The 21,129-nt window shown below is 47.4% G+C and carries 23 protein-coding genes; 12 read left to right on the top strand and 11 right to left on the bottom strand.

Annotated features, from left to right (window positions below; genetic code table 11):
* Positions 1-306 precede the first annotated feature (306 nt).
* From IL_RS00810 to IL_RS00790, 5 genes are read left to right on the top strand one after another with little or no spacing between them, the layout of a single operon-like run.
* Positions 307-714, top strand: coding sequence for a minor curlin subunit CsgB, nucleation component of curlin monomers (locus IL_RS00810; protein WP_011233423.1), 408 nt, complete (start codon positions 307-309; stop codon positions 712-714).
* 24 nt (positions 715-738) lie between these two features.
* The gene (locus tag IL_RS00805; RefSeq protein WP_011233422.1) at positions 739-2,226 is read left to right on the top strand and encodes a hypothetical protein; all 1,488 of its coding nucleotides are present in this window, start codon (positions 739-741) and stop codon (positions 2,224-2,226) included.
* Between the two features lie 52 nt (positions 2,227-2,278).
* A complete protein-coding gene (locus IL_RS00800; protein WP_011233421.1) occupies positions 2,279-2,656 on the top strand; it encodes a curli production assembly/transport protein CsgE in 378 nt (125 codons plus the stop codon).
* An 11-nt stretch (positions 2,657-2,667) separates the two neighbouring features.
* Complete coding sequence (locus IL_RS00795; protein ID WP_011233420.1) at positions 2,668-3,051, top strand: curli assembly protein CsgF; 384 nt, start codon at positions 2,668-2,670, stop codon at positions 3,049-3,051.
* Between the two features lie 12 nt (positions 3,052-3,063).
* Positions 3,064-3,822 carry a CsgG/HfaB family protein gene (locus IL_RS00790; protein ID WP_196803386.1) on the top strand — a complete coding sequence of 253 codons (759 nt, stop codon included), beginning with the start codon at positions 3,064-3,066 and terminating at the stop codon, positions 3,820-3,822.
* Positions 3,823-3,828: 6 nt separating this feature from the next.
* On the opposite strand, the gene IL_RS00785 is transcribed toward IL_RS00790, so the two are convergent.
* On the bottom strand, positions 3,829-4,473 hold the full coding sequence (locus IL_RS00785; RefSeq protein WP_011233418.1) for a response regulator transcription factor: 645 nt from the start codon (positions 4,471-4,473) through the stop codon (positions 3,829-3,831).
* Between the two features lie 359 nt (positions 4,474-4,832).
* Here IL_RS00785 and sufB point away from each other — a divergent pair, with 359 nt between their 5' ends.
* Genes sufB through IL_RS00750 form a run of 7 tightly spaced genes read left to right on the top strand, consistent with a single transcriptional unit; the run spans position 4,833 to position 10,874 of the window.
* Entirely contained in the window at positions 4,833-6,269 is a 1,437-nt protein-coding gene (gene sufB / locus IL_RS00780) for a Fe-S cluster assembly protein SufB (protein WP_011233417.1), read from the top strand.
* Positions 6,270-6,272: 3 nt separating this feature from the next.
* Positions 6,273-7,031, top strand: a complete 759-nt coding sequence (gene sufC / locus IL_RS00775) for a Fe-S cluster assembly ATPase SufC (RefSeq protein ID WP_011233416.1) — start codon at positions 6,273-6,275, stop codon at positions 7,029-7,031.
* A complete protein-coding gene (gene sufD, locus IL_RS00770) occupies positions 7,028-8,278 on the top strand; it encodes a Fe-S cluster assembly protein SufD (RefSeq protein ID WP_011233415.1) in 1,251 nt (416 codons plus the stop codon). The genes sufC and sufD overlap by 4 nt, the downstream gene beginning before the upstream one ends.
* Positions 8,275-9,492 carry an aminotransferase class V-fold PLP-dependent enzyme gene (locus tag IL_RS00765; protein WP_011233414.1) on the top strand — a complete coding sequence of 406 codons (1,218 nt, stop codon included), beginning with the start codon at positions 8,275-8,277 and terminating at the stop codon, positions 9,490-9,492. Before sufD ends, IL_RS00765 begins: the two co-directional genes overlap by 4 nt.
* Before the next feature lie 16 nt (positions 9,493-9,508).
* A complete protein-coding gene (locus IL_RS00760) occupies positions 9,509-9,865 on the top strand; it encodes a HesB/IscA family protein (RefSeq protein WP_011233413.1) in 357 nt (118 codons plus the stop codon).
* A gap of 14 nt (positions 9,866-9,879) precedes the next feature.
* Positions 9,880-10,413 carry a putative Fe-S cluster assembly protein SufT gene (gene sufT / locus IL_RS00755; protein ID WP_011233412.1) on the top strand — a complete coding sequence of 178 codons (534 nt, stop codon included), beginning with the start codon at positions 9,880-9,882 and terminating at the stop codon, positions 10,411-10,413.
* A gap of 44 nt (positions 10,414-10,457) precedes the next feature.
* Complete coding sequence (locus IL_RS00750) at positions 10,458-10,874, top strand: SufE family protein (RefSeq protein WP_011233411.1); 417 nt, start codon at positions 10,458-10,460, stop codon at positions 10,872-10,874.
* On the opposite strand, the gene IL_RS00745 is transcribed toward IL_RS00750, so the two are convergent.
* The 10 genes from IL_RS00745 to IL_RS00700 all read right to left on the bottom strand — a co-directional run bounded on the left by IL_RS00745 (position 10,871) and on the right by IL_RS00700 (position 21,127).
* On the bottom strand, positions 10,871-12,073 hold the full coding sequence (locus IL_RS00745; protein ID WP_011233410.1) for an EAL and HDOD domain-containing protein: 1,203 nt from the start codon (positions 12,071-12,073) through the stop codon (positions 10,871-10,873). The two genes, IL_RS00750 and IL_RS00745, sit on opposite strands and share 4 nt — an antisense overlap.
* Entirely contained in the window at positions 12,066-12,980 is a 915-nt protein-coding gene (locus tag IL_RS00740) for an SPFH domain-containing protein (RefSeq protein ID WP_011233409.1), read from the bottom strand. Before IL_RS00740 ends, IL_RS00745 begins: the two co-directional genes overlap by 8 nt.
* A 121-nt stretch (positions 12,981-13,101) precedes the next feature.
* Entirely contained in the window at positions 13,102-15,240 is a 2,139-nt protein-coding gene (locus tag IL_RS00735) for a prolyl oligopeptidase family serine peptidase (protein ID WP_011233408.1), read from the bottom strand.
* A gap of 11 nt (positions 15,241-15,251) precedes the next feature.
* Positions 15,252-15,689 carry a hypothetical protein gene (locus tag IL_RS00730; RefSeq protein ID WP_011233407.1) on the bottom strand — a complete coding sequence of 146 codons (438 nt, stop codon included), beginning with the start codon at positions 15,687-15,689 and terminating at the stop codon, positions 15,252-15,254.
* A gap of 16 nt (positions 15,690-15,705) precedes the next feature.
* Positions 15,706-16,944: a beta-ketoacyl-ACP synthase gene (locus IL_RS00725; RefSeq protein ID WP_011233406.1), complete on the bottom strand. Its 1,239-nt coding sequence runs from the start codon at positions 16,942-16,944 to the stop codon at positions 15,706-15,708.
* A complete protein-coding gene (gene fabG / locus IL_RS00720; protein ID WP_011233405.1) occupies positions 16,944-17,672 on the bottom strand; it encodes a 3-oxoacyl-ACP reductase FabG in 729 nt (242 codons plus the stop codon). The genes IL_RS00725 and fabG overlap by 1 nt, the downstream gene beginning before the upstream one ends.
* Before the next feature lie 4 nt (positions 17,673-17,676).
* The gene (locus IL_RS00715; protein ID WP_231378610.1) at positions 17,677-18,165 is read right to left on the bottom strand and encodes a hotdog family protein; all 489 of its coding nucleotides are present in this window, start codon (positions 18,163-18,165) and stop codon (positions 17,677-17,679) included.
* Positions 18,134-19,327, bottom strand: a complete 1,194-nt coding sequence (locus tag IL_RS00710; protein WP_011233403.1) for a beta-ketoacyl-[acyl-carrier-protein] synthase family protein — start codon at positions 19,325-19,327, stop codon at positions 18,134-18,136. Before IL_RS00710 ends, IL_RS00715 begins: the two co-directional genes overlap by 32 nt.
* Positions 19,308-19,901: a DUF3261 domain-containing protein gene (locus IL_RS00705; protein WP_231378609.1), complete on the bottom strand. Its 594-nt coding sequence runs from the start codon at positions 19,899-19,901 to the stop codon at positions 19,308-19,310. The genes IL_RS00710 and IL_RS00705 overlap by 20 nt, the downstream gene beginning before the upstream one ends.
* Positions 19,892-21,127 (bottom strand): NAD(P)/FAD-dependent oxidoreductase, encoded by a 1,236-nt coding sequence (locus IL_RS00700; protein WP_011233401.1) that lies wholly within the window; start codon positions 21,125-21,127, stop codon positions 19,892-19,894. The genes IL_RS00705 and IL_RS00700 overlap by 10 nt, the downstream gene beginning before the upstream one ends.
* Between the last annotated feature and the right edge of the window lie 2 nt (positions 21,128-21,129).

The following is a 21,129-nucleotide window of genomic DNA, read 5'->3' as shown; positions in this document are numbered from 1 at the left end:
TGTCTTGTTGTTTTATGAGTTATCGTCGTGCCTAAAACTTAAGCACTAGAAAATAACTAGCATATTTTTGACGTAAAGATATCTCGAAAGATATAGCTTTACGAAATCTGATCATAAATACGAATAAAGGACTAGGACGTTTGGTGCAGGGAAGCGATTAAAAAAAATCAAGGCAATGAAAATTAAAGATATTTCAATTCAAAAACATCATCAATAAGTCACATAAAATACCCCTTTCATACGATTGTTCAGCTCTCTGAACCACCTATTCTTGTTAGCGGAATTATTAACAAAAGGTGTTCCGCTTTGACTTACAAAAAACAACTTTTAGCAGCACTGGTTTTGCTTTTTGTCTCACTCCCCGGAGTCGCAAAAGACATTCCTGTTGCGCTAGCAGGGTTACTGGAGCGGCAGGCCCTTGCAAACCATGCAGAAATTGCTCAACTCGGATCTTATAACCTCACTTCTGTTATCCAGTCAGGCGAGCAAAATTACGCGTATTTGGTTCAGTCGGGTTTTGAGAACACTCTTAGCCTGGAACAGCAAGGGTTCAATAATTCTGTCACTGCAGAACAATCAGGACGCGGTAATTCAGCAATCATCCTGCAGTTGGGTAATAGCAATCTTATTCAGCTACAACAGCTGGGTAACGACAATGCTATCACTATCCAACAATCCGGCTCTGCCGCTGAAATGTCCATCACGCAGTTTTGATTACAACAATTACGGAGAACAATCATGTCGAAAATACTAATAAAGAAAAGTGCCATCGCTCTTGCTTTAGGCATTGCCTTTGCAGGTAGTGCCGTTGCGGAAAACCACATCGCTGTTATTAATCAAGAATCGGCTGGCGCCGTTGAAATTGGTAACGAAGTGTATGTTGAACAAGCCGGAGCTGCACACTGGGCGTATGCTGACCAGTACGGTGACGATAACGTTACATCACTGTTGCAGTTTGACGACTGGCACGAAGCTTATGCTTACGTTACCGGCGACTTCAACTTGGTCGAAGGTGAGCAGTCTGGACTCTGGAACGTTTTCAATGCCGACGCCGTCGGTGATGACAACTGGTTATCAGCTTACCAGGAAGGCAGCTTGAACTCGGCCAGTATTTTCCTGCAGGGTGACGGTAACACTGCAGTTGCTGAGCAGTCCGGTGATGCAAACGAGGCCGCCATTGACCTCAGTGGCGACTACAATACAGCAGAAATTTACCAGTCAGGCGATTCCAACTGGAGCAACTTCCAGATTTCAGGCAGTGACAACCTGTTCTTAAGTGAACAGTCTGGCTCACTTAATGAATCAGGCTATTTCAATGCGTCGGGCGACCGCAATACCTTCGAAGCATCACAAGAAGGTGATGGTAACGTTGCAGGTGTTGTTGGCGCGGACGGCGACGACAACGAAGTTTATGCTCAACAATATGGTTCATCGAACATTTTTATAGCTCGTGATTTAGAGGGTAACGAAAACTTTGTCGATGTATTTCAGGACGGTTCAGCAAACGAATTCCTGATCCAGCCTATTCAGGGCGAAGCTAACTTTATTGTTGTTCAGCAGCAAGGTAACTCAAACGTTGTTGAAGCCGCGAATGGCATGATTGGTAATGACAACCTAATTGATGCATACCAACGCGGAGACAATAACTACGCAGTGTTCGCAACCGAGGGCGACATGCATAATGTTGAACTTGAGCAGGCTGGCGATAACAACACTGCCGTAGGTGAATCTTACGGTGAGCAAAATGACATTATGGTCAGCAGCCGTGGTGATGACAACTTTAACGGAGTGGCTGTACAGGGCGTTTCTAACGATATCCAAAGCCGTCAGCGCGGTGATGCAAACACAGCCGAAGTTGTGTTTGTTGGTGACGACAACGATGTCATGTCTAGCCAGGTTGGTGATGGCAACGTCACTCTTGCTTACTCTTACGATGCAGGCACAACCTCAGGCAACACGTTAGATTCCGAACAGCAAGGTGATATCAACTTAATAGACACCATTATCGGTGGCAATGAGAACCTTATTAGCTTCTACCAGGAAGGTAACAGCAACGTTATCGCCGGAGATGGCGGCTCGTTCATTGTTGGCGGTAGTAATGGCAGCGTTGATATTCAGCAAGTAGGTGACTACAACGTTGTTACCGGCGGTCAAGCCAGTGACGGCAACACTATGAGCGTATATCAGCAAGGCGACTATAACGTCGCTACTGTTGTTCAATACTAAGAAGTAAGGTTAGCGGCTGCGTCATTTAGGTGCAGCCGCTTTCTTAGTCTTTATGCTAAAGAAACTCATTCTACTCGTTCTGTTGTTTACTCCGGTTAGTCAGGCTGACGAAATAGAGCTTGGCGGCATGGTGCTGGACCGAACCATTTCACGTTTCGGTAAAGACTTCTTCTTTTACTACACCAGCTATTGGCGTGACATCCCTTCAACCAATGGTATTACCGTTGTTATTCACGAGCAGGTCTATCCTCAGGCTGGCACCTATTTGTGGGTTGAGATGGAGCAAACCAAGATATTCCAGACCTACTTTGGAAGACGGCAAAACGATGTCAAAAAAATGGCCGAGAAAGCCATTTTGATCAGTATTAACGAAGTCGCGCGAGTAAAAGCGGACTCTGTATTTGATACGCCACAAGATAATAATTTTTAAAGGCGCAGATTATGAAATTACGTTGGCTCTTCATTGGTTTTTTGTTTACGGCAGTGAATGCCGCAGCAACAGAAATTGTCTATCAACCTATTAACCCGAGCTTTGGTGGAAACCCATTGAATGGGAACTTTTTATTACAAAAAGCACAAACTCAGAATGCTCATTCAGCACCTGATTCCGACCGCTCTTTTGTTGACCGTTTCCGCGAAGCGTTAGAGCGTAATATCATCAATTCACTTACCCGCCGCATTGCAGATGGCGAAATTGTTGAAGGCCTGTACGACACAGGTGAGTACACGGTTGAAGTTGTTGGTCAGCCAGACGGTAGCGTTATTGTCTACATCACTCATAACGGCAGTGGTGAACAGACAGTTATCACCATGCCTTCAATATAAGTGAGGAGAATAATCATGCGTAAAGTTTTCCTCATTCTAGCTTCACTTGTTATGAGCGGCTGCGCGTTAATGCCCAAACCGACGGACATCAATATACAGCCCGCTGAAATTGACGCGCCCAGCTCTACAATGACGGCTTTGAAACAAAGACAATTACCCCAAACCCGTATTCCGGTATCGGTTTATGCCTTTAGAGATCAAACCGGGCAGTATAAACCGCAAGCTAATGTTTCCAGCTTTTCTACCGCAGTAACTCAGGGTGCAACCTCTATGCTCACTCAAATGTTACTGGAATCAGGTTGGTTCTTACCTATGGAGCGTGAAAACCTGCAAAATCTGTTAACTGAGCGAAAAATTTATAACTCAGGCGACAATAAAGAACTTCCTCCATTGAGTGAGGCCAGACTGTTGCTGGAGGGCGGAATTATAAGCTACGACACCAATGTTAGTACCGGAGGTATCGGCGCAGAGTATTTTGGTATTGGTGCATCTGAACTCTACCGGGAAGATCAGGTATCCGTCTACCTACGAGCGGTAGACGTTTATAGTGGGCAGGTGCTGGTGTCGGTATCAGCAAATAAGAAAGTGTTCTCTCAAGAACTACGGGCAGGCCTGTTTCGCTACGTATCTCTCAACCGGCTGGCTGAATTCGAGGGCGGTTATTCAACCAACGAACCGGTTCAATTGTCGGTAAAGCAAGCGATGGAAAGAGCGCTGGTGGAGTTAATAGAAAAAGGCCTGGAAATGGGTTATTGGCGTGCAGAGAGTTAACCAGCGTTAAACTGATGTCGCGTAACTGGACCACTTTAGTAACTCTACCCGGTTACGCGCGCCAGTCTTTCGAAAAATAGAGGATAAGTGTGTTTTCACAGTATGAGCACTGATATTTAAGTGCTCAGCAATTTCCTTATTGCGGGCACCAGTAGCAACCAGCTCTATAACTTTTAACTCTTGTGGTGTAAGGGAGTTAATTTGAGACACGGTAGTAAAAGAGTCATCCGCTTGCCGCCGCAGCATCATTTCTTCAATTTTATCTGAAAGCAATGAGCGCGGATAATAGAGTTCTCCCTGGCTAATAACTTTTATCGCGGTCAGTACTCGGTCTAAATGGTCGTTTTCGTAAATAATACCGCGAGCACCAAGGTTCAGGGCTTGAATAGGACGAACATCATCTTTTCTCGCATTAACTAGAAATAAAGGGTAGGTTTTAGTTAATGCAGCAATTTCACTGGTAATGTGGGAACGAGATAACTGCTCCGATCCAAGAGAATAAGCCACCATGGTCTCGGGCTCTGGTGAATGATCAACCAGTTCAGAAAATGCACGATGGACGACTGATATTTCTAAGGATTCTGCAAGCAACCCTAAGTTCTGCGTACGTTTTTGGTGTTCGATTAAAGCTAACCGCGTATAACGTCCCATAACAGCCCTCCCTAAACCTAAAAGCTTATTTTATTACTGTACTTTTCTTCTTATATTCTTCTTATATTACATTTTTACAACGATTGATGTAGCTCTTTACAATATATGATTAAATTTTGTACTAAAAGACATAGCACCTTAGAACATGTAACAAAATGTAACAACCATTCTAATTTACCTTATGGCATTTAAAATAAAGAGCAACAGGCTTACCTTACCCGGCGAAATAAGCGACAAAAAGGCTGTGATCCCGTATAATGTTGGTCAGCAGATAAAGTTGAGTGTTTTAGTCAGGTATTTTATACTGTCGGCCAGTAACGGGCGAAACTCCCATCCGCAGCTTTTAGAGTGGGTAAATCATGAGTGAACAGATTGATCAGGCGCTTGCGCGTAAATACGACGCAGGCTTCATTTCAGAAATAGAGTCAGAAACTTTCCCAATTGGTTTGGACGAAGACGTCATTGCCCGTCTGTCTGCCATTAAGGGTGAGCCTGAATGGATGCTGGAGTGGCGTCTGAAGGCTTATCGCACCTGGTTAAAAATGGAAGAGCCTGACTGGGCACACGTCGATTATCCTAAGGTAGATTACCAGTCAATTTCATACTACTCCGCACCTAAGAGTATGAAAGACAAGCCTAAGTCGTTAGACGAGGTTGATCCGGAACTGCTACGCACATACGAAAAGCTGGGTATTCCTCTGCATGAGCAGGAAATGCTCGCGGGTGTAGCTGTTGATGCAGTCTTCGACTCAGTATCCGTGGTCACAACATTCCGCGAGAAGCTGGAAGAAGCAGGAGTTATCTTCTGCCCTATCTCCGAAGCCCTTCATAAGTACCCGGATCTGGTTAAAAAATACTTAGGTACCGTAGTTCCACGTGGCGATAACTTCTTTGCCGCACTGAACAGCGCCGTATTCACCGATGGCTCGTTTGTTTATATTCCAAAAGGCGTTCGCTGCCCTATGGAACTATCAACTTACTTCCGCATAAACGAACAGAATACCGGTCAGTTTGAGCGTACCTTAATTGTCGCCGAAGAAGGCAGTCACGTTAGTTATCTGGAAGGTTGTACCGCACCACAGCGTGACGAAAACCAATTACACGCGGCCGTAGTTGAGCTGGTTGCACTGGATGACGCGGAGATCAAATACTCTACGGTGCAAAACTGGTATCCGGGTGATGAAAACGGCAAAGGCGGTATCTATAACTTTGTCACTAAACGCGGCCTGTGCGAGAAAAACGCGAAGATCTCCTGGACTCAGGTAGAGACAGGCTCTGCCGTTACCTGGAAGTATCCAAGCTGTATTCTTAAAGGCGATAACAGCGTTGGGGAATTCTACTCAGTTGCGTTAACCCGCGGCAGACAACAAGCCGATACCGGCACCAAAATGATCCACTTAGGTAAGAACACTAAGTCCACCATCATTTCCAAAGGTATTTCCGCCGGCCGCAGTAATAACGCTTACCGAGGTCTGGTTCGTATGGGCCCGGGTGCCGAGGGCGCGCGTAACTTTACCGAATGTGATTCGCTGCTTATTGGCGACCAGTGCGGCGCACACACATTCCCATATATTGAAAGCAGCAATCCAACTGCGATTGTTGAACACGAAGCCACCACCTCTAAGGTGAGTGACGATCAATTATTCTTATGTCGGCAACGAGGCCTGGACCCTGAAAAAGCAGTCTCAATGATTGTAAATGGCTTCTGTAAAGAGGTATTCCGCGAACTACCAATGGAGTTTGCGGTGGAAGCCGGTAAGTTGCTTGAAATCAGTCTTGAAGGTTCAGTGGGGTAAAACATGCTATCGATTAAAGACCTGCACGCACGTGTGGAAGAAACAACAATTTTAAAAGGCCTGAATCTGGAAATAAAACCCGGCGAAGTACACGCCATTATGGGTCCTAACGGTGCCGGAAAAAGTACTTTAGGTTACGTTTTATCTGGCCGCGATGGCTACGAAGTTGAAAGCGGCAGCGTTGAAATGGACGGTAAAGACTTACTGGACATGGAAGTAGAAGAGCGCGCCCAGGCCGGTATATTTCTGGCTTTCCAATACCCTGTTGAAATTCCAGGCGTAAGCAACATGGAATTCATGAAAGAATCCGTGAATGCCATGCGTGAAGCTCACGGCGAAAGCGCTTTGAGCTCAGCTGAGTTTCTGAAAAAAGCCAAAGAAGCCTGCAAGCAAGTTGAGTTACCGCTCGACTTCTTAAAGCGCGGCGTCAATGAAGGCTTTTCAGGTGGTGAGAAAAAGCGTAACGAAATTATGCAGATGATTATGCTTGAGCCAAAAATTGCAATTCTGGATGAGTCTGATTCCGGGCTTGACGTCGATGCTCTACAAGTTGTAGCTAAGGGTGTGAACAGCCAGCGCGACGGCAAACGCAGTTTTATCGTGGTTACGCACTACCAACGTTTGCTCGATTACATTGAGCCTGACTATGTGCACATTCTGTCCAAAGGCAAAATTGTGAAAAGTGGCGGTCCTGAACTGGCGAAAGAAGTCGAAGCCTCAGGTTATGCCTGGTTAGCTGAAGCAGAAGGAGCAGATGCATGAGTCAATGGTTAAACCACGTTTTAGAGCGTGCCTCGACCGTTGACGATTGGCTATCTCCGGTCCGGGCCCAAGCCTTGGACACGTTAAAGCAACAGCAATGGCCGACACGCCGCACCGAAGCATGGCGTTATACCTCGTTGCATCCGGTTGCTGATTTAGAGCTGAAATCCAGCACCGGTAACGCGACCGCCGAAGCACCAGTCATTGAAGGCTTAAACAGTCTGGATTTGGTGTTTGTGGACGGCCAGCTTAGTACCGACATCAGCAAGCTTAAGTTACCTGAAGGCATCACTATTAGTGAGCTGTCAGCGCCCAGCGAACCCGCTGAAGCTATTTTTGCGCAAGTAAAACCCAGCCGTCATTTGTTTGGCCTGGTAAACGACGTATTGGCGCAGCAAGGTGTCGTTATCGACATTGCGGCTGGCGCTAAAGTTGAACAACCCATTCGCATTGTTAACTTTGCGTCTGCCGGTATCGAGTCTCATCAGCGCACGCTGGTACGTGTTGGTGAAAATGCGCAGGCAACCATTATTGAGCACGGCAGCGGCTCAGGTAACAGCCTGAATACGGTCTTTGCTGAATATGACATAGCCGAAAAAGCGCGTTTAGAGCATTACCGTTTTGCCCTGCACGAAGGCGAAGCGATTCATATTGGCGGCAGTCACTTTAAACTGCACGATCACGCCAGACTGAACAGCACCCTAATTGGCTACGGCAGTCAGTTAACGCGTCTGGACGTAGACATTGAACACGCTGGTGAGCATGCGTTCGCCAAGTTTAATAACGTGTATTTACTGGCTCCACGCCAGCACTTCGATCTGCACAGCACCATCGAACATGCCTCACCTAACGGCACGACCGAAGAGAACGCCCGCGGCATTATCGGTGACAGGGCAAAAGCAGTATTTAATGGCCGCATTCATATTCACCGCCATGCGCAAAAAACCCTGGCCGAACTGAATAATCGTAACCTGCTGCTGACTCGTGGTGCGCAAATTAATACTAAGCCCGAGCTGGAAATTTACGCAGACGATGTACAGTGTGCGCACGGTGCAACGGTTGCTGAAATTGACGAAGAAGCATTGTATTACATGCTGACGCGTGGCATCGACAGGCAACAAGCGCTGGTTATGCTCAACTTTGGTTTCGTACAGGAAATGGTTTTCCAGATGCCAAATAAAGCCCTGGCCGACTGGTTGCAGCCGATTTTGAAAACCCGCTTTGAAAGTATGATGGAGAAGCAATGAGCCTGAACGTTGCACAAATTCGTGAGCAGTTTCCGATACTGCAACGGCAGGTAAACGGTAAACCACTGGTTTATCTGGATAACGCTGCCACCACGCAAAAGCCACAAGCGGTCATCGATGCGCTGACGGATTACTATACTCAGTGCAACGCTAATGTTCATCGCGGAGCTCATTATCTTTCTGATGAAGCCACCCGTCGCTACGAAGCGGCACGTAAAACCGTCGCTGATTACATACATGCTAATCGTCAAGAAGAGGTTATCTGGACCAGCGGCACAACCGAGGGTATTAACCTGGTCGCTAATGGTGTTGCTCAGCGCTTAAAACCCGGTGAAGAAGTGCTGGTGACCGAAATGGAGCACCATGCGAACCTAGTAACCTGGCAACAGGCGTGTAAGCGTTCTGGCGCCACATTGAAAGTCGTACCCATTAACGAAGACGGTTCACTGAATACCGAGCAGTTTCACGCTCTGTTGAGTGAGAACACGGCTTTCGTTTCAATGCCGCACATTTCCAATGCGCTGGGTACCATTAACCCAATTAAAGAACTCACCGCTGCCGCTAAAGCCAAAGACGCACTGGTCATGATAGACGGTGCTCAGGGTGTTGCACATGGCGCTATCGATGTGCAGGACATTGGCTGTGATTTTTATGCGTTTTCCGGTCATAAGCTATTCGGGCCAACCGGCATTGGCGTGCTATGGGGTTGTTACGAGGTTTTAAAAGACTGGCCTATATGGTTAGTCGGCGGCGAAATGATAGCCACAGTCAGTTACCAGGACGCCACCTGGGGTGAATTACCCAACCGACTGGAAGCTGGTACACCAAATATCGCGGGAGCCATTGGTCTGGCGGCAGCGATAAACTGGTTACAGCAATTTAATAAGGCCGATATTTTAGCTCACGAAACCGCTTTACTGGCACGCGCAACACAACTAGCAGAGCAAACCGATGGCTTAACCATTGTTGGTCACGCCGACAATAAAATTGGCGTGCTAAGCTTTATTTTAGAGGGCGCACACCCTGCTGATATTGGCTTTTTGCTGGACAAGCAAGGCATAGCCATTCGTACTGGTGACCACTGCGCTCAACCGCTTATGAAACGCCTGAAGGTACCAGGTACTGCGCGCGCGTCATTTACCATTTATAATACGCTAGACGAGGTTGATAAGCTGTTCGAAGGCATCAACAAAGCTCGTTTAATGCTAGCCTAATGGCAGGAGGAGACTCATGTCTGTAGAAACATTTGTACCATCGTCTTCGTTAATTTCGATGACAGAAAACGCTGTACGTTACTTTGAGTCACGCTTAAAAGATGAACCGGGCAAGCTAATTCGCCTTTCTACTAAGCAAAGTGGCTGTACGGGTTATGCCTATGTGCTTGATTCTGTCGATGCGATGGAAGACGGCGATGAAGTGGTCGATATTAACGATAACATCAAAGTCGCTATTGCCTCTAATGCGTTGGAACTGGTGCGTAATACCGAAATTGATTACGTAAAAGAAGGCATTAACGGCGTGGTTAAATTCAACAACCCGAATGTTGTTAATGAGTGCGGTTGCGGCGAAAGCTTCAACGTGCAGTAACGGAAGTTTAAATTATGCAGCAGAAAATGGTGTCCACCACCCGTGAAGTTAAAGCGCGTCGCGTGCCAACGGGTGAGCCTAAAGTTATTCCTAAAGGTGAGTTTGTTACTATTACTCAGGATTTAGGCGGTAACTATACGGTTACCTTTCAGGGTAACATGCTGCGCATAGACGGCACGGATGCGGATGCGATTGGCCGTAAGCCAGAAAAGCTCGACTTTGAACCACCAGCAAACGGAAAAGTTTCAGAAGATCAGGTCTGGGAAGCGTTAGAGACCATTTATGACCCGGAAATTCCGATTAACTTAGTTTCGCTGGGGCTTATCTACAAAGTCGCGGTTGATAAAGATTCCGGCACCGTTACTATTGATATGACCTTAACCGCACCAGGCTGTGGTATGGGTCCGGTATTAGTGGGTGATGTTGAGTATCGGGTTTCTCTGGTACCGCACGTTAAAAATGTGAATGTTGAACTCGTTTTTGACCCACCCTGGTCACGCGACATGATGAGCGAAGAAGCTCAGCTTGAAGCCGGTGTTTTCTTTTAACATGAGTCGTTCTTTTAACTTATAAGTGAAGGTTATTGGTCAGCATGAATTTACCCAGTACAGATGAAATCATTGATGACTTAGAGTTTTTAGATGACTGGGAGCAACGTTACCAGTACATCATTGATTTAGGTAAAGCATTGCCCGGTCTACCGGAAAGCCAGCATAAAGATGAGTATCTGGTGCGCGGCTGCCAAAGTAATGTCTGGCTTATTAGTGAAGAAAAGGACGGCAAACTGTTGTTGCACGTTGATAGCGACGCTGTCATTGTTCAGGGGCTACTGACCTTAGTGATGGCGGCTTACCACGACAAAACTCCGGAACAAATTCTTGCTTTTGATATCGACAACTACTTTGCTCAGCTGGACTTAGAAAACCACATTACACCGACTCGCGGAAACGGCTTACGTGCTATTGTTGGAAGAATTCAGCAACTGGCAAAACACAACAGCCAGGCTTAAATGGTATTAAACAGTTCCTGTACTTTAGTCGACACGCTCTGATAAGTCGTTAACAGACGCGAGTCGACTTTATCCAGCCCTTCTTTCATTCGAACTAAACGTTCCAGTTTAAGTGCAATGCGTAAGCATTGCCCCATAGGTCCGTCACAATCCTCAACCGCTTTTCTAGTTTGTTCAGATAACGGCAGTTTTTCGAAAAAGCTGGCTTTATCCACGCCCAGCATAATATCAACACCCGAGAGTAAACCCACGAAATAGCACTGATCGGCATCTAAACCCGGCGAGCTTTTCCATTTAGCCAGTTCATAACACATTTGTGCTCTCACCAGGACCATTCGCGAAGCTTCAGGGCTACTAGCTGTTACTGCGCCAATTAAGGCTATCCAGCGCCGTAGCTTCTCAATACCCAAACGCATAATAACGTCTTTCACCCGGGTTATCGGACTGGCTGTCGGGTATAGGGGACTATTTACAATTTTCAGTAAACAAACTGACAACTGAGGGTCTTCAGAAATGACCCGGGAAAGCTCGGTCAAGTCAGGCTCTTCCTCAAAACAAAGCGACAATACTTTTGCCAGTTGCAATGATGAGGGTTCCAGCCTGGTTCCGTAAACAATCGCCGGTTTCGCAAAGTAATATCCCTGGAACAACTCAAAGCCTAACTCTTCATAAGCCTGCTTAGTGGCTTCGTCTTCGACTCGCTCCGCCAGCCACTTCCCTTTGAAACCACTCAGCTTTTGCTTAAATACCCGGGCTTGCGCCAAAGTTAGGGTCGATACATCCACTTTTATATACGACGCATACTGCAGCAGCGGCTCCCAAGCGGGGTCAAACTCGAAGTCATCCAGTGCAAAACGAAAACCTTTCTCATACCAACGCGCAACCGCATTGACTACTGCCCTGGTCGGCTTAATTCGTTCCACCAACTCAATAACCACTTTATCCGGTTCGAGAGGTAAAAAGCTTTGTGACACTAAAAATTCGCTGGAAACATTGATAAACGCGGTTGCGTCATAGTGCTCGGTTTGACTAGTTATTCCGGCGCAAAGGTTAAACACCACTTCGCTGGTTGCCGCTGTGTCTCCAACTGTTTCCGCTGTTAAATTCAAAGCACTGCGGTAAAGCAGCTCAACCGCATAAAACCGATTTTTATTATCGTAGATGGGTTGAGCCGCCAACAGCGGAAAGGTTTCAGCCATCTTTTTTACTGTCTTTAGCCGCTTCCATTGCGCTTAAAATATCCGATGATAAGGAGTCAAGCTGACCCGTTGGTTGTGGCAGCATAATCACTTTACTGGCGGCGGTATCGAAAGAACCCAATACGTCGACATAATTCGTAAATTTCAGCAAATCGATGACATCTTTAGACGTTATGTCATTAGCCTGATCGGTAACCATGGCAATAGAGTCCCGCAAACCTTCTGCTATTGCTAAGCGCTGGCCTGCAATGCCCTGTCCTTGCAAAATTTTCGATTCTTTGTCGGCTTCAGCCTGCTTCACCAGCATGATTTTTTCAGCTTCTGCCTTATGTTCTGCCGCACGGCGCTCTCTTTCTGCGGCGTTAATTTGGTTCATTGAATCTTTAACGGACTGGTCCGGATCAATGTCTGTCACCAGCGACGCAATAATCTCAAAACCATATTCTTCCATGGTATCGCGCAACTGCTCTTTTACATCTTTAGAAATAGAGTCTTTATTGTCGAACACCGCGTCCAGGTTCTGCTTAGGAATTTGTGCGCGCACCGTATCAAACACATAGGACTGCATTTGCCACTCGGGGTTTTCCAACTGATAAAATGCATTATAAACTGCGGTTTCATTGCTCACGCGATACTGCACTGACACCCGGACAATGACAAAAACATTATCGTTTGTTTTGGTCTCAACATCGACATCCAGCTGCCGCGTTCTCATCGACTGTTTATGAGCGACCTGCTCAATAAGCGGGATAATAAAGTTAAGCCCCGGCGTCAGCATGCGGCGATAACGCCCGAACAACTCAACCAAATACACGCTTTGCTGCGGCACAATGCGCACCGACGCTATCAGTAAAAGTAAAACAACTACAGCGGCAACTACCCACATAATATTAAAATCATTGTTCATTATTGAATCCTTATAATACGAGAGTGGGAGTGAAAAGAGATTAACGGGAAATGAGAAAAATATCGAAAGGATGATATGCAAAGGCTTCGCCGTCTGTAGCGAAGCCTTTACTGTTCAGTCGTTACTCAGGAAGCTCTTCAAACCCCATGTGATACAAAGTAAAACCGAAAATATCGGAGTACTGCTCAATGGTTTTTGAAACCGGTGTGCCAGCACCGTGACCGGCATTGGTTTCAATACGGATAAGCTGAGGATTTTCACCGCCCGCTTTGTCCTGAAGCTCCGCCGCAAACTTAAATGAGTGCGCAGGAACGACACGGTCATCATGGTCACCGGTAGTAATCAACGTCGCCGGATAAGCCACGCCTTCTTCCACGTTGTGAACAGGCGAATACCCTAACAAGTACTCGAACATTTCTTTACTGTCATTGGCTGTACCATAATCGTATGCCCAACCTGCGCCAGCGGTGAAGGTGTGATAACGAAGCATATCCAGAACACCGACAGCAGGTAAAGCGACTGCAAATAGCTCTGGCCGCTGTGTCATTACCGCACCGACTAGCAAGCCACCATTAGAGCCACCGCGAATGGCTAAACGTTCCGGTGAGGTATAGTCTTTCTCAATTAAATACTCGGCCGCCGCGATAAAATCGTCAAACACATTCTGCTTCTGCATTTTGGTACCAGCTTTATGCCAGTCTTTGCCGTACTCACCGCCACCGCGCAAGTTAGCAACGGCGTAAACCCCGCCCATTTCCAACCAGGCTGCATTAGCAATGCTAAACGACGGTGTCAGACTGATATTAAAGCCACCATAACCGTACAAAATTGTCGGGTTTGAGCCATCCAGCTTGGTGCCCTTTTTGTAGGTAATGATCATAGGCACTTCAGTACCGTCTTTCGAGGTATAAAACACCTGCTTTGATTCGTAGTTGGCAGAATCAAAATCAGCGCCAGACTCGGCGTAAACTTCAGAACCGCCCTGATCCGGGTCGAACTTATAAATCGTTGACGGTGTGCTGTAATTAGTAAAGGTATAGTACAATTCGTCCGCTTCTTTTTTACCTGAGAAGCCACCTATGCTGCCTACGCCCGGCAACTGCACTTCACGAACCATATCGCCGTTATAAGCGTATTGTTTCACCTTAGCTACGGCATCGACCATGTACTCGGCAAAGATATAACCCGCACCGGTTGATACGCTCAACACATTTTCTGTTTCTGGAATAAAGTCTTCCCAGTTTTCAGGCGTTGGATTACTGGCATCAACGGTCGCAACACGCTGGTTTGGCGCATCTAAGTTCGTCACTAGATAGAGCTTTGAGCCGTCGTTATCTAATACACGAGTATCCGAATCGGTATGATCCAGAACGGTGACCAGCTTACTGTCTTCTTCTGTAAGATCTTTAATAAAGAGCTTATTGCCAGAGGTGGAGTTTGCCGCCGAAATCATCAGGTAACGGTCGTCATCGGTAACGTAGCCGCCAACGTAACGGTGCTTCTCAGCACCCGTTCCACCAAACACCAGTTTGTCATCAGACTGGTCTGTACCCAGCTCGTGGTAATACAGCTTGTGCTGGTCGGTCTTTGCAGAAAGCTCACTGCCTTCTGGCTTATCATAACTGGAGTAGTAGAAACCTTCATTGCCTACCCAGGAAATACCGCTGAACTTCACATCCACTAACGGCTCTTCCAGCTGTTCTTTGGTTTCGGCGTCAATAACCCGAATTTTACGCCAGTCACTGCCGCCCTCAGAAATTGAATATGCCGCTAACGAACCGTCGTCAGAAAAGGTTAACTGCGCCAGCGAGGTTGTTCCGTCTTCACTAAAGGTGTTCGGATCCAGGAATACTTCCGGATCTTCGTCACCTTTCTGGCGGTACACCACATACTGGTTTTGCAAGCCGTCGTTTTTGTAGAAATAAGTGTAATCACCTTCTTTAAACGGCGCGCTGATTTTCTCGTAGTTCCACAACTCCGTCAGACGCTTTTCTATCGTCTCGCGATATGGAATAGACTCTAAGTGTGCGAACGTCACTTCATTCTGAGCTTTCACCCAGTTTTCGGTCTCTTCGCTACGGTCATCTTCTAACCAGCGATATGGATCCGCTACTTCGGTACCAAAGTAGGTATCAACCACATCGCCTTTACGCGTTTCCGGATACGACATAGATTGCGTATTCGCCTCTTGTTCTGTTTCAGCATTTTGTGAACAGGCTGTCAGCAAACTGACTGCAACTGCTCCCAGTAGATATTTCATTGTTATTATCCTTATTTGAATTTAACCACTTCACCCTTCAAGGCAACACCTGCCATTAAAAAGCCAGCACCACACTGAAATTCCTCGGCACTGCTGAACTCATTATGATCATAATTTGATTTAATGTTAATTACTGCATCGTAACCGTTCTCGCGCGCATTGTCTTGCAGCACTTTAAGTGCCGAGAGCAATACCCATTCACAAGCTTCGCGGTCGGACTTATTCACTGCATTAGTTTTACGGCTGGTGGTAATAACGCCCTTCGACTGCGCAACTTCAGGATGCGATTGACCAGCAAAATAAACCGGAACATCAAGCAGAGCCTCTTTCGCCTTATTACTTTCCATAACAGGCTTGAGCTCCAGAGTTACCAGGTCATCACGCGCTTCGGCTTGCAGCGACAATAACGAACTCAATAAAACCACAGTAGCAACAAAGAGTTTTTTCATTTTCTATTTCCTTATATTAATTAGAGTTATTCCATCGTTTAAAAATCAATGAAGTATTAATGCCACCAAAAGCAAAATTATTTGTCATGACATAGTCCGTATCAAGCTCACGTGCCTGTTCGGTTATATAATCCAAATCACCACACTCCGGGTCAATATCGGTTAGGTTAAGTGTGGGCGCAAACCAGCTTTCCCGCATCATATTAATGCTGGCCCAGGCTTCAATTGTACCGCAGCCGCCCAGCGTATGCCCCAGGTAGCTCTTTAATGAACTGATGGGTACCGAGCGTTTAAATACGCTTGCTGTGGCCAGAGACTCCGCAACATCGCCCCGGTCTGTGGCTGTGCCATGCGCGTTCACATAGCCTACTTGCTCCGGTTCAAGTTGCGCCTGCTGCAACGCAAGCTTCATAGCAATGGCCATGGTATCGGCCGTAGGTTGAGTCACATGGGCGCCATCAGAGTTCGTACCAAAACCGACCAGTTCAGCATAAATGTGCGCGCCACGTTCCAGAGCATGATCCAACTCTTCCAGAATAAAGGTGCCAGCCCCTTCGCCAATAACCAGTCCGTCGCGATTTTTATCAAAGGGCCTTGGCGTCAGCTGTGGCTCGTCATTACGAGTACTGGTGGCAAATAAGGTATCAAATACTACCGCTTCGGACGGACACAACGCCTCTGCACCACCAGCAATCATCACTTTCTGATGACCATAACGAATAGCTTCGTACGCATACCCCAGCCCTTGAGATGCGGATGTACAGGCCGAGCTGGTGGTATGAACCCGTCCTTTCACATTATAAAAGACGCCCAAATTCACAGCGGTTGTATGACCCATACTCTTTATGTAAGTGGTGGCGTTCAGGCCGGTCATATCACCGCTTTCCAGCATATTGCCGAAAATTTTCATTTGCTCGGTATCGCCGGTCGAAGAGCCATAAGCAACGCCACAGCTCCCGTCGCTAATACAAGGGTGCTCTAGCAGCCCCGCATCGGTTAATGCTAACTCGGTTGCTCGTGTTGCCATTAAGCTTACCGTGCTCATTGAGCGTACCGCTTTGCGGGAGTAGTGCGAAGGCTTTTTAAACGCCGGTCGAATGGGTGCCGCCAGGCGTGTGTTCAGGCCATCAAAGCGCTCCCACTCTGGCATACTAACCACGGCGTTCTTGCCACTTTCCAACTGACTGCGGAAGCTCTGCCAGTTGTCACCAAAAGCCGTCAGACAGCCCATACCGGTTACGACCACACGTTTCATTAAACTAACCCACCATTAACCGAGAAAACCTGGCGCGTAATGTATGCGGCCGAAGGCTGAAACAAGTAACCGACCAAACCAGCCACTTCTTCCGGCTTACCTGCACGGCGCATGGGTATCATCGACAAAATTTCCTTACCGTGTTCCAGCTCTTCAGTCATGTCCGTTTCAATGAGCCCCGGCGCTACGCAATTGACAGTAATTTTGCGCTTAGCCAACTCCAGAGATAAAGCTTTAGTAGCAGCAATCACACCGCCTTTAGACGCACTGTAATTCACCTGCCCGCGATTACCGGCGATACCGGAAACTGAAGCAATAGTCACCACACGGCCACCCCGGCGTTGCTGAATCATCGGCATAATTAACGGATGCAGCACGTTATAGAAGCCACCCAGATTCGTTTGCAAAACGCTGTCCCAGTCATCTTCGGTTAACGATGGAAAGGCACCGTCACGGGTAATGCCTGCATTACAAACCGCACCATAATAAGCGCCATTATCAGCAATATCCTGCTCAATTGCGTTGCGTGCAGCCTCGCGGTCACTGACATCAAAAACCAGCAAAGACGCTTGTCGACCCAGTGATTTCACTTCATCCACAACTTGCTCTGCTGAAGCTTTGTCTGAGCGACAATGGATGGCCAAATCAAAACCATCTTTTGCCAGCTGCAAGGCAATTGCACGTCCTATTCCCTTACCGGAACCCGTGACAAGAACTCGTTCAGCCATACCTTCAACCATAATTTTCCTCTATAAATGCTGTTTCGTCGGGCGGTTGATACACATTTAGCCGAGCCTGCGCAACGACCTTGTCGTTGTGGCGAATATCGCATTCAAAAACACTCAGACCCGAAGACTCAACATGCAGTTCTTCAACAAAAATATCGTATCTTTCTCCCAGCTTAAAACTGTCAATATCACATTGATATTTCCGGCTGCCCAGCAAGAAGCCCAGCTTTATCTCCCCACCGTCGGTTTTGCTTTGATAACCGGCAACAGCAGCGATAGTCTGCGCCATTAGCTCAATTCCGACATGCACCGGCAGGCCCTTATGCTGCTCACTGTAAAACAGGTTGTCACTGGTCACAGTAAGACAACACTGCCCTTTCCCCTGTTCAGCCGAGCACAGCTTATCAATCAACCGCATCGGCGGTTCGTGCTTGATAAGCTCAGCCAAATCATGCCCCATATTATTTTCCTCTACTAAAAACGAGAGAGACATTGTTGCCGCCAAACGCAAAAGAATTACTCAGACAATGCTCTATTGGATATTGCAGTGACCCACCTTGATACAAATGGATATCTGCCAAATCAGAATCTTTAACGCCATCCCATGCGTGCTTTGGTAAGCCGTCCTGTTTCGCCAACGCCAGCCAGCAGAACACCGCTTCAATTGCCCCTGCCGCTCCCAGGGTATGACCGGTCAGCGCTTTTGTTGAACTCGCGGGCACGTTTCCAGCACCCAATGCATTGACCGCATAAGCTTCCATCAAATCGTTTAACGGCGTAGCAGTGCCATGCAAATTAATGTAACCGAGTTGCTGTGCAGTAATACCAGCATCGGTCAGCGCCCCCTGGATTGCCGCCAACGCCCCTCGTCCCTGTGGATGAGGAGCCGACATATGATGAGCGTCTGAAGTTGCACAGGCACCGGTTAAAGTCACTTCCGACGGCTGTAGGTTGTCCTCTTCGCGGGTAGCAATAAAAAGCCCAGCAGCTTCCCCAATGGTAATGCCGTCGCGATTCGCACTGAACGGATTGCAGCGCCCTTCCGAGGTCGATTCCAGCGCTTTAAAACCGTTTAATGTTAGCCGACAAAGAGAATCAACACCGCCGACAACCACCGCGTCGACGACGCCTAAACGCAATAAAGAGCGAGCACTCATAAAAACTCGGGCACTGGACGAACAAGCCGTTGAAATACTGTAAACCGGACCGGTAATACCTGTTAGCGCCGCTATACACTCTGCCGGAGCAAGCATTTCCTGCATGGCATAGTAAAATGTATCGGGTAAACCGCCTTCAGACTCGTCGTATGCTAACGCCGATTCACCAGAGGCAATACCGGACGTACTAGTCCCCAATACTACCGCTACTCGATCAGAGCCCAACCTATCTATCAGCGCCAGCAAGGGTTCTTCAATTTGTTGTAAGGCAGCCGCAACCAGTTGGTTATTACGGGTGCGCATGGCTGCCGGCAGACTACCAATGTCGGGCAACTTATTATCTGCAACTGAACCGGCAAACAAAGACGTACCATCGTTGGTATTGAATGCTGCAGGCTTCAGCCCGGCTTGATCGCCTGCCAGTGCAGCCTGCCATAGGCTTTCGCAATTATGACCCAGCGCGCAAATTGCGCCCGGTTCACTTAAGGTGATTTTCATCAGTTTCTAATAGCTCGTACTCGAGAGTGGTTATCGTCAATTGATAACCCATAGGTTTGTTCTGAATCACTCGCTGCTGGTTCTTATCTTCACTAACCGATGACCACAGCAATTCCCCATTACGCCATAACTCGCGTCCGGTTTGAGTAGCTTGCAAACTCACACCACTCAAATTGGCATTGATACTGTCAAGTGGCCACAACGCCATTTGTAAATCTGACCAGACCTGCATAGCCAGCCGCGAGTCGTCAAAAGCTTCGCTGCCTTTAAAGGTGACTCCGTTTGCACGACTGAGTTCGCTCCGAAACAGCTCATTGCCAAAGGGAGATAATGCCACCAGCAGTAATCGTTCATTATCAAAAGCTGCCGACACCATGAAAATGCGCTGTTGCTCGCCTTTTTTCCATTCAACTTTTTGCCATAGCTGCACCGGCTCTCGCGGCCAGCTATGCTGCAACTGGTAACTACCATCCGCGATAGGAACCTGAGCTGGCTGTCCGCCTAAAGACTGGCAACCGGCAACCATTAACACCAGCATTAAGCCACTCACGACTCTTAGCGACTTTATCCACATAATTCTGCCAATACGTTCAAGCGGCGTTCGCTTTCGCGGACATAAGGGTTGCCTGTATCCCACGCATAACCTGCCAAAATGGAACAAATCATTTCTTTAACCTGTTGCTGCTGGTGTGGATAAAAAATCACATCCTGAAAGCGGGTATCATACCAACCCTTAACAAAAGTGCGAAAGGTGGTAATACCCACACGTAAAGGGTCACTGTAAAGCTTCTGCCAGTTCTGAGGCTCATCATTCAGCTCTTTCAAGACTAACGGCACCGCCAGCGATGAAGACTGCATTGCAATGGTCACACCTGATGAGAAAACCGGATCTAAAAATTCACCAGCATTCCCTAGTAAAGCAAAGCGGTCACCAAACAAGCAATTTACATTAGCTGAGTAGCCGGTAATACGTTGCTCAGCACGACTGACCTGGTATTCACCTAACACTTCAAGCAGGTAAGGCTCATCTGCCACCAGTTTCCACAATGCTTCTTTCTCGCTGTCGCTTTCTGCAAAATACTCAGTCGCACCAACCACACCAATACTGGCAGTACCATCGGCAAAAGGAATTAACCAGTACCAAATTTCAGGGTTCTGTGGATGCACAGTGATAAGAATTTTGCTGCGGTCAAAGTTCCCGCCCGCCAGCTCAGATTTTACATGACAAAAAACGGCCTGACGCACAGGAAAGTCCGACGGCGATTCTAACGACAGCAAGCGTGGCAGCACTCTACCGAAACCGCTGGCGTCGAGCACAAAACGTGCCTTTGCTTCACTTGTTCCTGCGGCGCCGGTTAAGCTCAATTTGACCGTATTCCGGTCATTAAAATCAATAGCTTCTAGCGCAACACCATGTCTGATTTCAGCGCCTTTCTCTGCCGCACCCTGCGCCAATAGCTGATCAAAATGTTCGCGTTTCACCTGATAAGTTGTGCCCGGACCTTCACTCGACTTTTTGCGAAAATCAAAGTTAACCTTCTTACCCTGATGATAAAAAGCAGCGCCTTCTTTGTACTGAAACCCAAGACGCTCTGCATTATCCAGTACCGCATCTAATAGCCCGGCTTCTTCAATAAAGGTCATACATTGAGGCAGTAAGCTTTCGCCAATAGAAAACCTTGGAAACTCTTGTTTCTCAACTACCAACACGCTTTTTCCGACATTCGCCAACATCGCTGCTGCAGTCGAACCTGCCGGGCCGGCACCAATGATCACCACATCATAAATCGACTCTTCCATGA

Origin of the sequence: Idiomarina loihiensis L2TR, assembly GCF_000008465.1 — a bacterium.
In the GTDB taxonomy this organism is placed as follows: domain Bacteria; phylum Pseudomonadota; class Gammaproteobacteria; order Enterobacterales; family Alteromonadaceae; genus Idiomarina; species Idiomarina loihiensis.
The sequence above is the reverse complement of the archived record's forward strand: the minus strand, read 5'-3'. Positions and strand labels throughout refer to the sequence as shown.

What these genes read in the sequence shown, in the direction of transcription:
- IL_RS00735 (WP_011233408.1), bottom strand. Translation starts at nt 15,240, where the DNA reads ATGAAATATCTACTGGGAGCAGTTGCAGTCAGTTTGCTGACAGCCTGT.
- IL_RS00785 (WP_011233418.1), bottom strand. Translation starts at nt 4,473, where the DNA reads ATGGGACGTTATACGCGGTTAGCTTTAATCGAACACCAAAAACGTACG.
- IL_RS00745 (WP_011233410.1), bottom strand. Translation starts at nt 12,073, where the DNA reads ATGGCTGAAACCTTTCCGCTGTTGGCGGCTCAACCCATCTACGATAAT.
- IL_RS00760 (WP_011233413.1), top strand. Translation starts at nt 9,509, where the DNA reads ATGTCTGTAGAAACATTTGTACCATCGTCTTCGTTAATTTCGATGACA.
- IL_RS00700 (WP_011233401.1), bottom strand. Translation starts at nt 21,127, where the DNA reads ATGGAAGAGTCGATTTATGATGTGGTGATCATTGGTGCCGGCCCGGCA.
- IL_RS00715 (WP_231378610.1), bottom strand. Translation starts at nt 18,165, where the DNA reads ATGTCTCTCTCGTTTTTAGTAGAGGAAAATAATATGGGGCATGATTTG.
- fabG (WP_011233405.1), bottom strand. Translation starts at nt 17,672, where the DNA reads ATGGCTGAACGAGTTCTTGTCACGGGTTCCGGTAAGGGAATAGGACGT.
- IL_RS00795 (WP_011233420.1), top strand. Translation starts at nt 2,668, where the DNA reads ATGAAATTACGTTGGCTCTTCATTGGTTTTTTGTTTACGGCAGTGAAT.
- IL_RS00750 (WP_011233411.1), top strand. Translation starts at nt 10,458, where the DNA reads ATGAATTTACCCAGTACAGATGAAATCATTGATGACTTAGAGTTTTTA.
- IL_RS00805 (WP_011233422.1), top strand. Translation starts at nt 739, where the DNA reads ATGTCGAAAATACTAATAAAGAAAAGTGCCATCGCTCTTGCTTTAGGC.
- sufT (WP_011233412.1), top strand. Translation starts at nt 9,880, where the DNA reads ATGCAGCAGAAAATGGTGTCCACCACCCGTGAAGTTAAAGCGCGTCGC.
- sufC (WP_011233416.1), top strand. Translation starts at nt 6,273, where the DNA reads ATGCTATCGATTAAAGACCTGCACGCACGTGTGGAAGAAACAACAATT.
- IL_RS00730 (WP_011233407.1), bottom strand. Translation starts at nt 15,689, where the DNA reads ATGAAAAAACTCTTTGTTGCTACTGTGGTTTTATTGAGTTCGTTATTG.
- sufB (WP_011233417.1), top strand. Translation starts at nt 4,833, where the DNA reads ATGAGTGAACAGATTGATCAGGCGCTTGCGCGTAAATACGACGCAGGC.
- IL_RS00740 (WP_011233409.1), bottom strand. Translation starts at nt 12,980, where the DNA reads ATGAACAATGATTTTAATATTATGTGGGTAGTTGCCGCTGTAGTTGTT.
- sufD (WP_011233415.1), top strand. Translation starts at nt 7,028, where the DNA reads ATGAGTCAATGGTTAAACCACGTTTTAGAGCGTGCCTCGACCGTTGAC.
- IL_RS00725 (WP_011233406.1), bottom strand. Translation starts at nt 16,944, where the DNA reads ATGAAACGTGTGGTCGTAACCGGTATGGGCTGTCTGACGGCTTTTGGT.
- IL_RS00765 (WP_011233414.1), top strand. Translation starts at nt 8,275, where the DNA reads ATGAGCCTGAACGTTGCACAAATTCGTGAGCAGTTTCCGATACTGCAA.
- IL_RS00710 (WP_011233403.1), bottom strand. Translation starts at nt 19,327, where the DNA reads ATGAAAATCACCTTAAGTGAACCGGGCGCAATTTGCGCGCTGGGTCAT.
- IL_RS00705 (WP_231378609.1), bottom strand. Translation starts at nt 19,901, where the DNA reads ATGTGGATAAAGTCGCTAAGAGTCGTGAGTGGCTTAATGCTGGTGTTA.
- IL_RS00800 (WP_011233421.1), top strand. Translation starts at nt 2,279, where the DNA reads ATGCTAAAGAAACTCATTCTACTCGTTCTGTTGTTTACTCCGGTTAGT.